This is a genomic window from Beijerinckia indica subsp. indica ATCC 9039 (assembly GCF_000019845.1).
Classification (GTDB): domain Bacteria; phylum Pseudomonadota; class Alphaproteobacteria; order Rhizobiales; family Beijerinckiaceae; genus Beijerinckia; species Beijerinckia indica.
In genome coordinates this window covers 3984319-3998836 of the sequence record NC_010581.1, presented here as the reverse complement: position 1 = coordinate 3998836, position 14518 = coordinate 3984319, and the positions used below count along the sequence as shown (strand labels likewise).

The following is a 14518-nucleotide window of genomic DNA, read 5'->3' as shown; positions in this document are numbered from 1 at the left end:
ATGCACGTTATGCTTGAAAATCCATAGAACCCTCCCAAAAATGGGGGCTCATTTCTGGATGGGATGCGCGAACCCGCCGAAAGATTTTTCCTTCCTCAAAGGGTGAATTCCGGGACTCGTCCCGCATGATCCCCGGTGAATATCAGACCCAGAAGTGCAATCCACTTTTGGGTCTGACGCCATTCTTTCCGCCTTTTGGGATTTATGCGTCAGACCTCCGGACGGTCTTGAGTCTCCTCCCGCCAGCCGAGCGCCATGAGCGCCGGCCGCATATGCGCTGGCACAGGGGCCTCGACCTTGATCGCTTCCTTGTTCTTGTAAAGCGGGATCTCGATGGCGCGGGCATGGAGATGCAGGGTTTCGCCGCCTTTGTGATCCGCCGGCCCATAGACCGGATCGCCGAGGATCGGAAATCCTTGCGCGGCGCAATGCACCCGCAATTGATGCGTGCGCCCAGTCAAGGGTTTTAAAGCCAGAAGACAATGATCCGCGGAGCGCGCCAGCACTGTCCAACGGGTCTGCGCCGGCGCGCCCTCGGGATCGACCTTCATCCACCAGCCGCGCTCGGCATCACGCCGCCCGAGCGGCAAATCAATCAGGCCTTCGTCTTCAGTCGGTCCGCCTAGGACCACGCTCCAATAGGTTTTGGCGATCTTGCCCTGCTTGAACAAAAGACCCAATTTTTCAAGCGCTTTATGATGACGGCCGAGCACCAGGCATCCCGATGTGTCGCGATCGAGCCGATGCGCCAGGGCCGGGCGGCGGGGCAGGCCGAACCGCAGATCATCAAAGAAGGCTTCGAGATTGTCGCCACCTTTCGGGCCTTTGTGGACGGGAATGCCGGCCGGCTTGTCGAGGACGAGCATCATGCCGTCCCGGTAGAGGAGCCGGGCCTGAAGATCGAAAGTGCTCATCGCCGCAAACTCACAGTGCAAAAGTTCATGGTGCAAGCATCAGGGAGGCCGGTGCGATGACATGGAAGAAACTGCCGCTGACGCGCCCGCGTCGGCTGCCAGGATGCGCCAGCTTGCCCTGCGCGTCATGCACTTCGGCGAAAGGCTCATCATGCGTCTCGCTCACGGTGGCATAATGGAATTCATGCCCGCGCAGAAGGCTCCCGGCGGCACCCAGCGCGCCATCGGCGGCAAGGCGCGCTTCCCGATAGCCGAGATGCAGGCGCCGTTTCTCGAAACTGCAGGAATGGCCGAGCAGGCCCGCCATGCGATGCGCTTTGCCCGCCGCATCGGTGAGGCTTTCGCCGAGCAGCATATAGCCGCCGCATTCGCCATGAATGCCGCGCTGCGCGAAGGACCCGAGACTAGCCAGAAAGCGCTCCGCCGCCGCCAACCGGCCGGCATGCAATTCGGGATAGCCGCCGGGCAGCCAGCAGAAATCGCAATGGTGCGGCACGGGCTCATCGGCTAGCGGCGAAAAGAAGGTGAATTCGGCACCGGCCCGCCGCCAGCCGAGCAGCAGATGCGGATAGAGAAAGGAAAAAGCTTCGTCCCGCGCGATAGCAATATTTTGCGCGGGCGGGGCCAAGGTCTGGATATGGCTGGGAATAGCGAGCGGCTGTTCCCGCGCGAGATCGAGAAGGCCAGCGAGATCGACATTGGCCGCGACAAAATCGGCGAGCGCTTCGAGCTTGCTTTCGAGATCGGGCGTCTCGCGTGCCTGGACGAGCCCAAGATGCCGCTCCGGCCAATCCATGGCCGCATCGCGCGGCAGGCTGCCGAGCACCGGCAGGCCGAGTTGCGCGATTGCCTCTGTAATCAGCACGCGATGGCGCTCGCTGGATACGTTGTTCAAGATCACGCCGCCGATCCGCACGCGCGGATCATAAGTGGCGCAGCCCTTGACGATGGCGGCCGCCGTCTGGGCCTGGCCTTTGACATCGAGTACCAGTACGACCGGCCAGCCGAAAAGAGCGGCGAGATCGGCCGAGGCACCACTGCGCCCCTCGGGCGCCACCACGCCATCGAAGAGGCCCATCGACCCTTCACAAAGAATAATGGCCTCGTCTTGGCTCGCCTCTTCCGCCAGGGCGAGGATCAGGGACGGCGGCATGGCATAAGTATCGAGATTATAGCTCTGCCGGCCGGTCGCCACTTCGTGGAAGGCGGGATCGATATAATCCGGCCCGTTCTTGGTGCCGGCGATGGCGACACCCATCTTGCGCCAGGCCCGCATCAGGCCGAGCGTGAGCATGGTCTTGCCGCTGCTCGAACGCGGCGCGGCGATGATGAGGCCTCGGGCGGAGTGGGGGTTGCTCAAAGCCGTTCCATTTCCTCTCGCATTCGACGACATACAGGCAATATAGGAAAGCAAGAGACAAGGCGATGGATGAAGGCGGTGAAAAATCCCCCTTGCGCAAGGGCTGGACGACGGGGGCCTGCGCGACGGCTGCGAGCCGGGCCGCCTATGAAGCCCTGCTGACGGGCCATTTTCCCGATCCGGTCAGCATTACCCTGCCCGGTGGCCAAACCCCGGCCTTCACTCTGGCCTTCGAGGAATGCGGTGAAGGGTTCGCCGCCGCCGGGATCATCAAGGATGCCGGCGATGATCCCGATGTGACACATGGTGCCCTGATCATCGCTCGGCTGCGGAAAGGTGTTTCCGGTTCGGGCATAAGCTTTCGCGCCGGTGAAGGCGTCGGGACGATCACGCGGCCGGGACTGCCGCTGCCGCCAGGCGAGCCCGCCATCAATCCCATGCCGCGCAAGATGATCCGCGCCGCGATCGAAGAGGCGGCGCAGCATTTCGGCGGAAGCACTGATATAGAGGTCGAGATTTCGGTGCCGGGCGGGGAAAAGCTCGCCGAGCACACATTGAACCGGCGGCTTGGCATCGTCGGCGGCCTGTCGATCCTCGGCACGACCGGCATTGTTGTGCCCTATTCCTGCTCCGCCTGGATCGATAGCATTCATCGCGGCGTGGATGTCGCGCGCGCGGCCGGCCTCGATCATATTGCCGGGGCGACAGGCTCGACCTCGGAAGCTGCGATCCAACGGCTCGACAATCTGCCGGATATGGCCCTGATCGAAATGGGTGATTTCGCCGGTGGCATGCTGAAATATCTGCGCCGCCATCCGGTGGCGAAAGTGACGATCGCCGGCGGCTTCGCCAAATTGACCAAACTCGGCCAGGGTTTTGTCGATCTCCATTCGCGCCGGGGCTCGGTGGATCTCGCCTGGCTCGCGGCGCAAGTTCCGAAGGCGAATTCCTCCCTGCATGAGGCGATCCGCGCTGCCAATAGTGCCAAGGAAGTTTACGAGATCGCGCAAAAGGCGGGGCTGGATCTCGCGGTGCCAGTAGCAGAAGCCGCTTGGCGCACGGCGGCGAAAGTGTTGCGGGGGACGGAAATCCTGCTCGATATTGCGGTTTTCGATCGTGAAGGGGGACTGCTTGCGCGGACGGATTCGCAAATCACCAATAAATTTTGAATCAAGCTCTTTTTGAGCCAATCAATAGAAAACATTCCTGTCAAGGGGTAGCGTCACATATTTTTGGGATTTATAAAAAGCTCCTACGGAATGATTCGGTACTCAGAATTATTGTATGATTGTTGAATTAAAAGCAGGGAGAAGCAAATGGCGGCTCGAAAATCCGTTTTGAAACCGGCGCCGCATCGCCCTGAATTAGAGGGGTTGGTAGCTAAATCGATCTCTGCCGGTGTGACCGATGAGCAGCTTTTGGAGCAACGCGTTAGCTTTGCTTATGGAAATGCACCATCTGGGTCACGGATTACCAAGGACTCTGCTCGCTTAGCTGCAAAAAGTATCAGAGTCACAGGAAAACAAGCATTAGCACAATAAATCAGGGGAGGAGTTTAGTTCATCACTAAACTCCTTTTTGCATGTTAGTTTTGGAACAAGAAAATCAAGAATTATTTGACCGTATTCAGGAAATGAACCTGATACGGCAATATGAACTTTTGACAAACTGCATAGAAATAGGGTTGAGTCAAGGCGGTCGAGTCTTCGACAAATACATGTTATGGGATCTAAATCATGTTGCAGTAGCGAATATATCTCAATTTGGTGGTAGATTTCGCGAAGAGCCTATTTACGTTAGTGATCACAAGCCACCCCATTTCCGTGAAGTCCCCCATCTAATGGATCAGTTTATATCAACGATACATGAGAATTGGTATAATTGGACGACCACTGAAATTGCTGCTTATGCTCTTTGGCGCTTATTGTGGATTCATCCATTCATAGAAGGGAATGGACGGACAGCACGAGCCGCATGTTATTATTTGTTATGTGTTCATTCTGGAGGGCTGATCGGTGGCCGTAAAATTGTACCAGAGCGTATAAGAGAAAACAGAACGCCTTATTACGCGGCCCTAAAGAGCGCCGATATTGCTTGGGAAGGGGGCAATCTAGATTTCTCTGCACTTGAAGAATATTTAGCGGCGCTTCTACAAGAACAGATTACAGACGAAGGGCTACCATATAATGGAGCATCAAGCGTTTGATATAATACTTCCACGCCGTAAATTGGCCTTGAACTCAATTTTAATAGTCAAAGAAACTGTCACTAATACCAAATCTCCTTGATCACGACCCGTCGTGATCAAGGAGATTTGGTAGAAAGCCGCTGCCCGCGGGGCAAGTATTGATGAGTCTCACTCATCAATACTTGGTATAAGCTCCCATGCCCCGAAACCGGCGTCGATAGTCTGGATCATAAAGCGCGCTTTCCCTGAAATGATCCGGCTCCAGTACTTTGCCCACAAGGATCAAGGCGGTGCGTTCCATCGGCGTCGATGCGGCTTGCTCTTCGATCGTCGCGAGTGTGCCGCGCAGGACCTGTTCGTCCGGCCAGGAGGCACGATAAACGAGGGCGATCGGACAATCTTGTCCATAAAAGGGTTTGAGCCTCGCCACGACATCCGCCAGCACATGAATCGAAAGATGAATGGCGAGTGTCGCGCCGGTTTGCGCAAAAATCTCCAGACGCTCATTCGGTGGCATGGAGGAGGCGCGCCCCGAAGTCCGGGTCAGAACCAGCGATTGCGCGACTTCCGGCAAGGTCAATTCGCGCGCGAGCACAGCCGAGGCGGCGGCGAAAGCTGGCACGCCGGGTGTGATCGTATAAGGGATATTGTGCTGGTCCAGACGGCGGATCTGTTCCCCGAGCGCGCTCCAGATGGAGAGATCGCCGGAATGAAGTCGCGCCACATCGAGCCCTGCCCTTGTGGCCTTGATACATTCCTCGATGATCTGGTCGAGCGTCAGCGCCGCTGTGTCGATGATTCGGGCGCCTGGCGGACAATGATCGAGCAAGGCCGGTGGCACGAGAGAGCCCGCATAGAGGCAGACGGGTGAGGCGGCGATGAGATCGCGGCCGCGCAGAGTGATGAGATCGGGCGCGCCCGGTCCCGCGCCGATGAAATGAATGGTCATGAAAGGCTTTCGGCAATGGCGCAGGTGGCAAACCCTCGCGCGATGCGCGGCAGGAGAAGATGCGAGTCTTCGCCCGCGCCGGCAAGCGCGGCGGTTTCGGCGATGGAGGGGAGATTAAATAAGGATTGAACCCGTTCCGACCGGGTTTTGGCGCGGGGCGCTGCTTTTGCGAGTGTGGCGCGATCGAGGAAAGCAAGGGGAAGCCCCAATTTCGCGGCGGCCTCGATCAGGCCCGTTTCCTCCCGTTTTTCGTCGATCGTAAAGAGGCCCGCTGGTGCGGATGTGAGAGCGGCATCGCGCAGACAGGCGTGCACCAGAAGGACGATATCATCACAGGGGCAGGTTTTTCGGCAGCCGAGGCCAATCGCGATCATGGCGCTTTCCCTTTGGTGAAGCTCCATTGAACGATGGGGAGCGCCGGCCGCCAGGTGTGAAAACCGCCAAGCCGGTCGATGCGGGAGATTGCAAGGCGGATGAGATCGCCGCCGAGCGCCTGATAATGGTGGAACAAAGTGGCTTCGGTTTCCAGTGTCACGGCGTGAACGACGAGCCTTCCCCCTTTGGGCAGGGCCGCCAGGGCCTGTTCGATGAGGCCGGGCTGGCTGGCTCCTCCGCCGATGAAGATGCCATCCGGCCGCGGCAGATTGGCGAGCGCTTCCGGGGCCTTGCCTTGCACTACAATAAGATCCGGCACACCCAGCGCCCTGGCATTGCGGCTGATGCGTTCTGCGCGATCGGCGCGGGATTCAATCGCTATCGTCTTGTTCGCCGGATCGAGCAACATCCACTCAATGCCGATCGAGCCGGAGCCCGCACCAATATCCCAGAGCAAGGCCCCGCGATGGGGCGCGAGCGCTGAAAGCGCTTCGGCCCGGATCTCGCGCTTGGTGATTTGCCCATCATGTTCGAACCAGGAATCCTCGAGGCCCGATCCGAGTGGCAGGATTTGGGCTTGGTCTTCCGCCACAATGTTCAAGGCGACAAGATTGAGCGGCGCGATGTCGCGCGGCTCGAGGGCATCGGCACGGCATTCCCAAATGTGTTCGTTCGGACCGCCCATGGCTTCGAGCACAATGATGCGCGAGGCGCCAAAACCGCGTTCGCGCAACAGTGCAGCAAGGCGCGGTGCGGTCGAGCCGTCCCAGGCGAGGCAGAGAATTTTGGCACCGGGCTGCAGTTCGGGGATGATGCGCTCGAACGGCCGGCCATGCAGAGAGATGAGGCGGCAGTCCTGGAGCGGCCAGCCAAGCCGTGCGGCGGCGAGGCTAAAGGCGGAGGGCATGGGCAGGCAGGATATTTCTTCTACGGGAAATGTCCTGGCGATGAGACTGCCGACGCCGTAAAAGAAGGGATCGCCCGAGGCGAGCACACAGACCGGCGTCCCGCGCCGGGCCTGGAGCATCGGCAAAGCATCGGTGAGCGGCGAGGGCCAGACCCTGCATTCGGCCTTGAGCGGGCCGGCCAGCGCCAGATGGCGCGCGCCGCCCAGGACGAAATGAGCATCGTTCAAAAGGTCGAGCGCCAGCGGTGAGAGGCCGGCGCGGCCGTCCTCGCCAATGCCGATCAGCGACAGCCAAGGGCGGGGCTTTTCACTCATGACGGCCAAAGCGGAAAAAACGGGGCGCGATGAAGCAAATCCTTCTCCTTGGTGGCACCAGCGAGGCCAGCGCCTTGGCCAAAATGCTCGCGAGGCGGCCGGATCTTGCCTGCCTGCTCTCCTTGGCCGGGCGGACCAGCGCGCCGGTGGCGCCGCCCATTTCCTTTCGCATCGGGGGCTTCGGTGGCATTGCGGGGCTTGTGGCTTTTCTGCGTGACCACAAGATCGACGTGCTGGTCGATGCGACGCATCCATTCGCGGCGATCATGTCCGACCATGCGCGTGTGGCGGCGCGGGAAGCAGGGGTCAAGCTCATTACCTTGACCCGCGCGCCCTGGCGGGAACAGGAGGGCGATCACTGGATTTCCGTCCCGGATATGAAGGCCGCCACGCAGGTTTTGGGACCCATTCCTCGCCGCGTCTTCCTCACCATCGGGCGCTTGCAGGTCGAGGCTTTTGTCATGGCGCCGCAGCATTTCTATTTGATCCGCACCATTGAACCGGTGGAGGATCTGCCCCTGCCCGATTATCATGTCATCCAGGATCGTGGGCCCTTCGACGCCGAACGCGAGGCCGCCTTGCTCGTAGCGGAACGGATTGATTGTCTCGTCACCAAGAACAGCGGCGGGGCGGCGACCTATGGCAAGATTCTCGCGGCGCGCCGCCTCGGTCTGCCGGTGATCATGGTCGAAAGGCCGGAGACGGAGTCCTCGGCGGCCATGGTTGTGCATGCACCGGCCGATGTTCTGGATCTGATCGATGCTCATGAGGTGACACCCATGCCGCGCGGCGTATAGACGAAAGGTTGTGTCTGCGTGCGCGCGATCAGGCGTGTCGTGCTGGAGCCGATGAGAACGAGTGTGCTCATATCGGCGCATCCGGGCTCGGCTTCAGCCAAAGTGGTGATGATAATCCGCTCATCGGGCCGGCCGACGGCGCGGGCAAAAACAATGGGTGTTTGCGCCGGTTTGTGTGTGCGCAGCAAAGTGAAGGCTTTGTATATGGCCTCCGGTCGCGCCTTCGAGGCGGGATTATAGAGCGCGATCACGAAATCACCTTCGCAAGCGGCTTTGAGCCGGCGCTCGACAAGGCTCCAGGGTTTGAGATTATCCGAAAGCGAGATCGCACAGAAATCATGGCCGAGCGGCGCGCCGACTTTAGCCGCCGCCGCCTGCATGGCGGATACGCCAGGGGCAACGTGAATATCGAGATCGGCCCATGTGGGCTCGCCCTGCTCGATGGCCTCGAAAACAGCCGCTGCCATGGCGAAAATACCCGGATCGCCACCCGAGACCACGGCGACGCTTTTGCCTTCCGCCGCCAGTTGCAAGGCGAGACGGGCACGCTCGATCTCGACGCGATTATCGCTCGCATGCAGCGTTTGGCCGGGTTTCGGCGTGATCCGGTCGAGATAGGGTTTATAGCCGATGAGATCGCTGGCCTCGGCAAGAATGGTTTCAGCTTCCGGCGTCAGCCAATCGAGGGGACCCGGGCCGAGCCCGACGATGCGCAAGGACCCATGGGGACAAGAGCTCATGGCCGGCGGCCCTGGCCAGGAATGAGGATCATCGAGAAATAGGGCGCATTCTCATCTTTTTTCTCGGTGAGCGGCTGAAAATATTCTCCCGTCATTGTCGCCTGCTCGATATAGAGCGCCTCATCGAGCCGGCCGGCCTCAATGATGGAAGCGCGGATTTTGGCGAGATTGGCGCCGATCTTGATGATGACGACGGCATCGCTCTCGCGCAGTTTTGTCGTCAGCACATCGCCCTTGAGTGTGCCGGGAAGCACGGACAAGACATCATCGCCCCAGGTCATTGGCATTTGCGCCGCGCACCAGGCCCCCGCCATGCCGCTGATGCCGGGCACGATCGTCACCGGAAAACGCTCACGCAAACGAATATGCAGATGCATGAAGGAGCCATAGAAGAGAGGATCCCCTTCACACACGAGGGCTACGTCCTGGCCCGCCGCAAGATAGGTCGCGAGGGTTTCTGCGGAGGTTTCGTAAAAGGCGCGCAGGGCCTGTGCGTAAGCCGGATCACAGAAATGGATTTCGGTGGTCAGCGGATAGAGAAGCGGCACTTCCCGCGTATGCGCTTTGAGCCAAGGTTCAAGAATGGCGCGCGCCTTGCCCGACGCACCCCGTTTGGCGAAATAGGCGATGACGGGCATTTTCTCGATGAGGCGCGCGGCCTTGACCGTGATCAGGTCGGGATCACCGGGGCCAAGGCCGAGGCCATAGAGACGGCCACAGGAAGAGTTTGTGCCGGGTTCACTCATTCGCGCGGGCTCGCCAAGGCGTTGAGGGTCGCTGCCGTCATGGCGCTGCCGCCCTTGCGGCCTGTGACCACGATGAAAGGTGCGGGGGCTTGCTCGATCAAAGCCTGTTTCGATTCCGCTGCGCCGACGAAGCCGACCGGCATGCCGATGATGCAAGCGGGTGTCGGAGCGCCCGCCGCCAGCATATCGAGAAGGTGAAACAAAGCGGTGGGCGCATTGCCGATCGCAACCACGGAGCCGGCAAGATGCGGGCGCCAGAGTTCCAGAGCCGCCGCGCTGCGTGTCGTGCCAAGTTCGTGGGCGAGCCCGGGCACACTCGCCTCGCCCAGCATGCAAAGCACGTGATTATCGGCGGGCAAACGCGCGCGGGTGACGCCATAAGCGACCATATTGGCATCACAAAGGATCGGCGCGCCGGCTTGAAGCGCCGCTCGCCCGGCTTTGGCCGCGCCGGGCGAAAAGACGATATCCTCCGCGATCTCGACCATGCCACAAGCATGGATGATGCGCACCGCAACGGGCTCTTCCTCAGGGGTGAAGCGAGCAAGATCGGCTTCGGTGCGGATCGTTGCAAAGGAACGGCGATAGATTTCCGCACCATCGCGCAAATAGTCGAGAGTGCTCAAACGCAAGCTCCTGTCGGGGTCGAAAGATAACGGGCCAGGACTTGCCGAGCTGCCTCGATCGTCAAGGCCCGCTGTTCAGGCCGGCTCTTGCTCGTCCCTTTGATGATCAGATCATAAAGGCCATTCTTTGCCACCAGAGTGAAAGGCGTGGATGTGGGATGCGCGCAGCCCTTGGCGCAGCCGGAGAGATGCAGCTCTGGCCCTGATGCGGCCTGGTGCCGAATGAGTGATGCCAGTGCGGCGGCATCACTCTGCACTGGTGTGGTCGCCTCGGCGCAGGCCGGCGCGCCGGCGCAGGCCACGACCGCGAGACGCGGATCTTCGGGATCGAGAATGAAACCGAGCCGGGATAGCGTTTTGGTGAGCTGGGCGAGCCGATCGGCGGGAAAACCGGCGAGCAAAAACAGGCGCCAGGGTGTCAGACGCAGGGCTTTCACCCCTGCCTGGTGGGCCGCTGCCGCCAAGCCTGCGAGCATGCCATGGCTCAAACGGCCAAAGGGCGCGCCCGCGCCCAAAAAAGCGAGTCCATTGCGATCGTCTGGACCGATCGGCAAGGTTTTGGGCGTGATGGAAGAAATCGGAGCCGTCAAGAATAGCCCAGCGGCTTGGGCAAAGGCTGGCGCGCCAATCTCGTCAAGGAGAGCATGCATGCGGCGCGGCGCCTCTGCAAGCGAGCCGCTCAGCATTAGAAAAGTCCGGGCCAAGGAGAGAGCGAGCGGTACGACATCCTCACTGGCGCATGAATCGAGCCTTGTGGCGCTTGCAGCCGTCCCGCCAATGCCGATCGAAAAACAGTTTGTCGCTGTTTGATAGTCGAACCGGACATCGGCCGGGCAATCCGCCAGCGAGGGAAGGCTGCCGTCATCGATCAGAAAACCGAATTTGGCCGGCAATTGATAAAGATCCGGCGCCTCTGCAAGCGCTTGCGCAAGGTTTTGGGCGAGGGGGCGGATATCGCTCGCTTCCGTCAATCCAGCGAGGGGCGAAATTTGAATATTCCGGATGGCTTCCGCTTCCGCTGTTGCATCGAGGAGGCCGAGTTGTTTCAAGCGAACCTGGATTTCCGGCACGCTCTGGGGCATTAGCCCGCGCATTTGCAGATTGCCGCGCGAGGACAATTCGATCTGGCCGTTGCCATGTTGAGCGGCGCATGTTGCGATCTCTTGCGCGGCGTCCAGCAAGAGAACATTGTTCGGTGGGCGCAGGCGCAGGAGCAGGCCGTCACCAGCCGGCATGGGACGGAGCGCGCCGGGGCACCAGCCCTTTCGGGAAGATGAAGAGGCCTTCATGCGCGCAAGTCCGCGAGACAAGCAGCATCACTGTTGCGACGGCTTTGCCAGAAGCCGCGCGCCCGCGCCGCCTCGAAACATTCGGCTAAAGCGCGCGCGGCTTCGGGATTCTCCTTGACGAGAAAAGCGCGCACTGCGGGATCGGCGCACAGGGCCTCGAACAAGCGGGAGAAAGCCTGCGGTGGCACGGCATCGCTCAGAACGGCCATGGCAAAGAGGTGATCGGCGGCGCGTGCGATTTCCGCCGCGCCGCGATAGCCGTGGCGCATCTGGCCCGAAAGCCAACGGGGATTGGTGAGGCGTCCTTGCACGATCCGGGCAAGATCCTCATGCAACGTGCGGATTTTTGGACTGTCCGGCCGTGTCGTTTCGATATGATAGAGCGCTGGCGTCTTACCCAGCATTTTCGCGGCGGCGGCGAAACCACCAGAATGATCGATCACGGCATCGGAATCGAGACAATCCTGCTCGGCTTGATCCTGGACATGCAGAAAGGCATCGGCCGCGGCGACGCGCATCTCAAAGCCCGCATCGTCCGTTCCCTGTGCGTCTATGCCACCATAGGCATGGGAGGTCGAGGCGAGGTAAAGCGCGCCGAGTTCCGCGCGAGCGAGCGTGGGATCGGCGGCGAGCGCACGGGTGAGACCAAGCCCATAGGCGCCAGGGGCGGCCCCGAAGATGCGCGCCAGCGGGCCGCTGTTCCCCTTTCCAACAAAGGGATTGAAATTTGGGTCTTCGTCGAGTCCGGCGAGCGCGGTAATGGCTTGGTCAAAAAGCGTGATTTGTGTTGGAAACACATCGCGAAACAAGCCAGAAATGCGCAAGGTGACATCAACGCGCGGGCGAGCGAGCTTCGCTTCGGGCAGGATTTCGAAACCCGTGACGCGCGCCGTGGCGAAATCCCAGATGGGCTTTGCGCCGATCAGTGCGAGTGCCTGCGCGAAATCATTGCCACCGGTGCGCATTGTGGCGCTGGCCCAGAGATCCATGACGATGGCGCGCGGCCAATCGCCATGATCTTGCACATAGCGTTCGACCACGGCTTCGGCGGCTAATTGACCGATCTCCCAGGCGGTCGGGGTCGGAACCGTGCGCGGATCGATCCCGTAGAGATTGCGGCCGGTGGGTAGAACATCAAGCCGCCCGCGCGATGGCGCACCGCCGGGGCCTGGCGGCACGAAGCGCCCATCGAGCGCCGCAAGGAGATGGCGCGCCTCCGCTGCATTGCATTGGGCCGCAAGAGTTGCGTCCATATCCTCGCGCGTCAGCCGTCCCTGCGCGAATACATGCAGGCCATCGCCGATGCGCATCTCTTTCATATCACACAAAGAGGCATCGAGTTTTTGCAAGGCCGCGCTGGGCTCCTCATGGCCGGTCAGATCGAAAGGATCGACAAAGCCGGTTTCTTGTGCGCGCCGAAGAATGGTTTGCGCGAGTTTCTTGGCCCGTTTCGGATCGAGCCATTCGGCGGCAGCATATTCATCAAGCAGGGCTTCGAGCTCGAGGGCGATGCCATGGCTGCCCGCCGCCGTCAAGGGCGGGGTCATATGGCCGAGGACAAGCGCATTGATGCGGCGCTTCGCCTGCGATGCCTCGCCCGGATTATTGACAATGAAGGGATAGATGACGGGCAGAGAGCCGGTGAGAATTTCCGGCGCGCAATCGGGCGTCAGGGCCGCGGCTTTGCCGGGCAGCCATTCGAGCGTGCCATGCGTGCCGCAATGAATGAGCGCGTGGAGTTGTTCGGTGTGCTGAAACCAGAGATAGAAGGCGATATAGGCATGGCGCGGGCTCTGCCCGGCATCGTGATAAGTGGCCTTGCGATCAAGTCCCGCGCCGCGGTCGGGCTGGACCGCCATCAACAGATGGCCGCAGCGCAGGATGGGAAAGGAAAAGGCGCCATTCTGAAACGCGGGGTCTGCCTCCGGCGCGCCCCATTGCGCTTCGACGCGCGCACAAAAGGACTTGGGCAGGGCCGCAAAGGCTTTGCGATAGAAGGCAAGATCCACCTGCATTTGCGTCTGCCCGGCGGCCAGCCTACGCAAGAGAGCGCCCGCCTCGGGCACATGGTCGATCGTATATCCATTGTCCTTGAGGAGGCCGGCAATGGTGGCAAGGCTCTGACCCGTATCAAGCCCGACAGCATGGCCCGCCTGGCCGCTTTTGCCCGGATAATCAGAGACGATACAGGCGAGCCGCCGCTCTTTCGGCTGTGTATGCCGCAAAGCCGCCCAAGCTTTGGCGAGATCGGCGACATAGGCAATGCGCGAGGGCAGAGGTGCGTGGAGGCTTGGTGTGAATTCGAGATCCGCGCGATAGGCCTGCGGCATTTTAGCGGCGATCATCCGTGTGATGAGCCGCCCATCCATTTCCGGCAGTACGACATTCATCGCAAGATCGGCGGCACTGACGCCGCGTGGATCATCGTCCCATTGCGTTTCGCTCATTGTGCCGAGCCAGGCTTGAAGCACGGGTGCATCGGCCCCGTCGAGGATGCTGGTTCCGGCATCAAGGCGCGCGGAAAAGCCGGTCGTGTTGATCACGACATCAAAGGTCTGTTCGCTGAACACGTGAGCGATGGTTTGTTTCGCGTCCTCATCCTTCAAACTGGCCACGAAGAGAGTGGTGACGGATAAGTAGCGGTCCGCGAGAGCTTGCCCCAAAGCCTCGATCGCGGCCGTATCGCCACAAAGGAGAAACGAGCGGTAGAAAAGGATCAGGACATGACCTTTTGCCTCGGGAATCGAAAAGCAGGCCTTTTCGAACCGCCCGGCCGAAGGCACGGGGACAGGTGCCGCAGAGGGCATGGAGGCCTGGAAAAACCTGTTCTCGATAAAGCCGAGCAAAGCTTGCTGATTGGCAAGACCACCATATTGGCAATAAGCCCAAAGGCGGTCGAGGTCGGCGGGCGCGAGCGTCGAAGCCTCCGCGAGCCGAGGATCGGCGCGCTCGTCTCCGGGCACGATAGCGAGCTCAAAATCATGACGGCGGGTGGCGGCCGACAATTCCTCGACGCCATAGCGCCAATAATCGAGACCGCCGAGTAGACGCACCAAGACGAAACGCGCCTTGGCGATTACGTTTTCAAGATAGAGATCAATCGAATAGGGATGTTTGAGCTGCGCCAGATTGGCGAGCCGCAGGCTGCGGGCGCCGTGTTCTTGCGTTCCAAGTCCTTCAGCAGCCCGGCTCATCAAAGCGAGATCGCTGTCCGAAAAGGAGAGAAACACCAGATCGGCCGGCGTCTGGCCGAGATCGACCGCCGCTTCGCTCGCGTCGAGACTATGGGATTCGACACGCAGCAGATGCATG

Annotated in this window: 14 protein-coding genes; 4 read left to right on the top strand and 10 right to left on the bottom strand. The window is 60.6% G+C overall.

Annotated features, from left to right (window positions below; genetic code table 11):
* Positions 1-209: 209 nt before the first annotated feature.
* Together BIND_RS17885 and BIND_RS17880 are read right to left on the bottom strand one after the other, a co-directional pair.
* Positions 210-914, bottom strand: coding sequence for an RluA family pseudouridine synthase (locus BIND_RS17885; RefSeq protein ID WP_012386424.1), 705 nt, complete (start codon positions 912-914; stop codon positions 210-212).
* A gap of 25 nt (positions 915-939) precedes the next feature.
* Positions 940-2307 (bottom strand): cobyrinic acid a,c-diamide synthase CobB, encoded by a 1368-nt coding sequence (locus BIND_RS17880; RefSeq protein WP_050764218.1) that lies wholly within the window; start codon positions 2305-2307, stop codon positions 940-942.
* Between the two features lie 32 nt (positions 2308-2339).
* Here BIND_RS17880 and BIND_RS17875 point away from each other — a divergent pair, with 32 nt between their 5' ends.
* The 3 genes from BIND_RS17875 to BIND_RS17870 all read left to right on the top strand — a co-directional run bounded on the left by BIND_RS17875 (position 2340) and on the right by BIND_RS17870 (position 4480).
* The gene (locus BIND_RS17875) at positions 2340-3443 is read left to right on the top strand and encodes a cobalt-precorrin-5B (C(1))-methyltransferase (protein WP_012386422.1); all 1104 of its coding nucleotides are present in this window, start codon (positions 2340-2342) and stop codon (positions 3441-3443) included.
* Between the two features lie 147 nt (positions 3444-3590).
* Positions 3591-3815, top strand: a complete 225-nt coding sequence (locus tag BIND_RS21470) for a hypothetical protein (RefSeq protein ID WP_148210684.1) — start codon at positions 3591-3593, stop codon at positions 3813-3815.
* A gap of 41 nt (positions 3816-3856) precedes the next feature.
* Positions 3857-4480 (top strand): Fic family protein, encoded by a 624-nt coding sequence (locus tag BIND_RS17870; RefSeq protein ID WP_012386421.1) that lies wholly within the window; start codon positions 3857-3859, stop codon positions 4478-4480.
* Positions 4481-4637: 157 nt separating this feature from the next.
* On the opposite strand, the gene cobM is transcribed toward BIND_RS17870, so the two are convergent.
* The 3 genes from cobM to BIND_RS17855 are packed head-to-tail and all read right to left on the bottom strand — an operon-like array spanning position 4638 to position 7008.
* Positions 4638-5411 (bottom strand): precorrin-4 C(11)-methyltransferase, encoded by a 774-nt coding sequence (cobM, locus tag BIND_RS17865; protein WP_012386420.1) that lies wholly within the window; start codon positions 5409-5411, stop codon positions 4638-4640.
* The gene (locus BIND_RS17860; RefSeq protein WP_012386419.1) at positions 5408-5785 is read right to left on the bottom strand and encodes a cobalamin biosynthesis protein; all 378 of its coding nucleotides are present in this window, start codon (positions 5783-5785) and stop codon (positions 5408-5410) included. The genes cobM and BIND_RS17860 overlap by 4 nt, the downstream gene beginning before the upstream one ends.
* Positions 5782-7008 (bottom strand): bifunctional cobalt-precorrin-7 (C(5))-methyltransferase/cobalt-precorrin-6B (C(15))-methyltransferase, encoded by a 1227-nt coding sequence (locus BIND_RS17855; RefSeq protein WP_012386418.1) that lies wholly within the window; start codon positions 7006-7008, stop codon positions 5782-5784. Before BIND_RS17855 ends, BIND_RS17860 begins: the two co-directional genes overlap by 4 nt.
* 29 nt (positions 7009-7037) lie before the next feature.
* On the opposite strand from BIND_RS17855, the gene BIND_RS17850 reads away from it, so the two are divergent.
* On the top strand, positions 7038-7805 hold the full coding sequence (locus BIND_RS17850; RefSeq protein ID WP_012386417.1) for a cobalt-precorrin-6A reductase: 768 nt from the start codon (positions 7038-7040) through the stop codon (positions 7803-7805).
* On the opposite strand, the gene cobJ is transcribed toward BIND_RS17850, so the two are convergent.
* Genes cobJ through cobN form a run of 5 tightly spaced genes read right to left on the bottom strand, consistent with a single transcriptional unit; the run spans position 7772 to position 14517 of the window.
* The gene (gene cobJ / locus BIND_RS17845; RefSeq protein WP_012386416.1) at positions 7772-8545 is read right to left on the bottom strand and encodes a precorrin-3B C(17)-methyltransferase; all 774 of its coding nucleotides are present in this window, start codon (positions 8543-8545) and stop codon (positions 7772-7774) included. The two genes, BIND_RS17850 and cobJ, sit on opposite strands and share 34 nt — an antisense overlap.
* Positions 8542-9291, bottom strand: coding sequence for a precorrin-2 C(20)-methyltransferase (locus BIND_RS17840; RefSeq protein WP_012386415.1), 750 nt, complete (start codon positions 9289-9291; stop codon positions 8542-8544). Before BIND_RS17840 ends, cobJ begins: the two co-directional genes overlap by 4 nt.
* Entirely contained in the window at positions 9288-9917 is a 630-nt protein-coding gene (locus tag BIND_RS17835; protein WP_012386414.1) for a precorrin-8X methylmutase, read from the bottom strand. The genes BIND_RS17840 and BIND_RS17835 overlap by 4 nt, the downstream gene beginning before the upstream one ends.
* Positions 9914-11206 (bottom strand): precorrin-3B synthase, encoded by a 1293-nt coding sequence (gene cobG, locus BIND_RS20310; RefSeq protein ID WP_012386413.1) that lies wholly within the window; start codon positions 11204-11206, stop codon positions 9914-9916. Before cobG ends, BIND_RS17835 begins: the two co-directional genes overlap by 4 nt.
* A complete protein-coding gene (gene cobN, locus BIND_RS17825) occupies positions 11203-14517 on the bottom strand; it encodes a cobaltochelatase subunit CobN (protein WP_012386412.1) in 3315 nt (1104 codons plus the stop codon). The genes cobG and cobN overlap by 4 nt, the downstream gene beginning before the upstream one ends.
* Between the last annotated feature and the right edge of the window lies 1 nt (position 14518).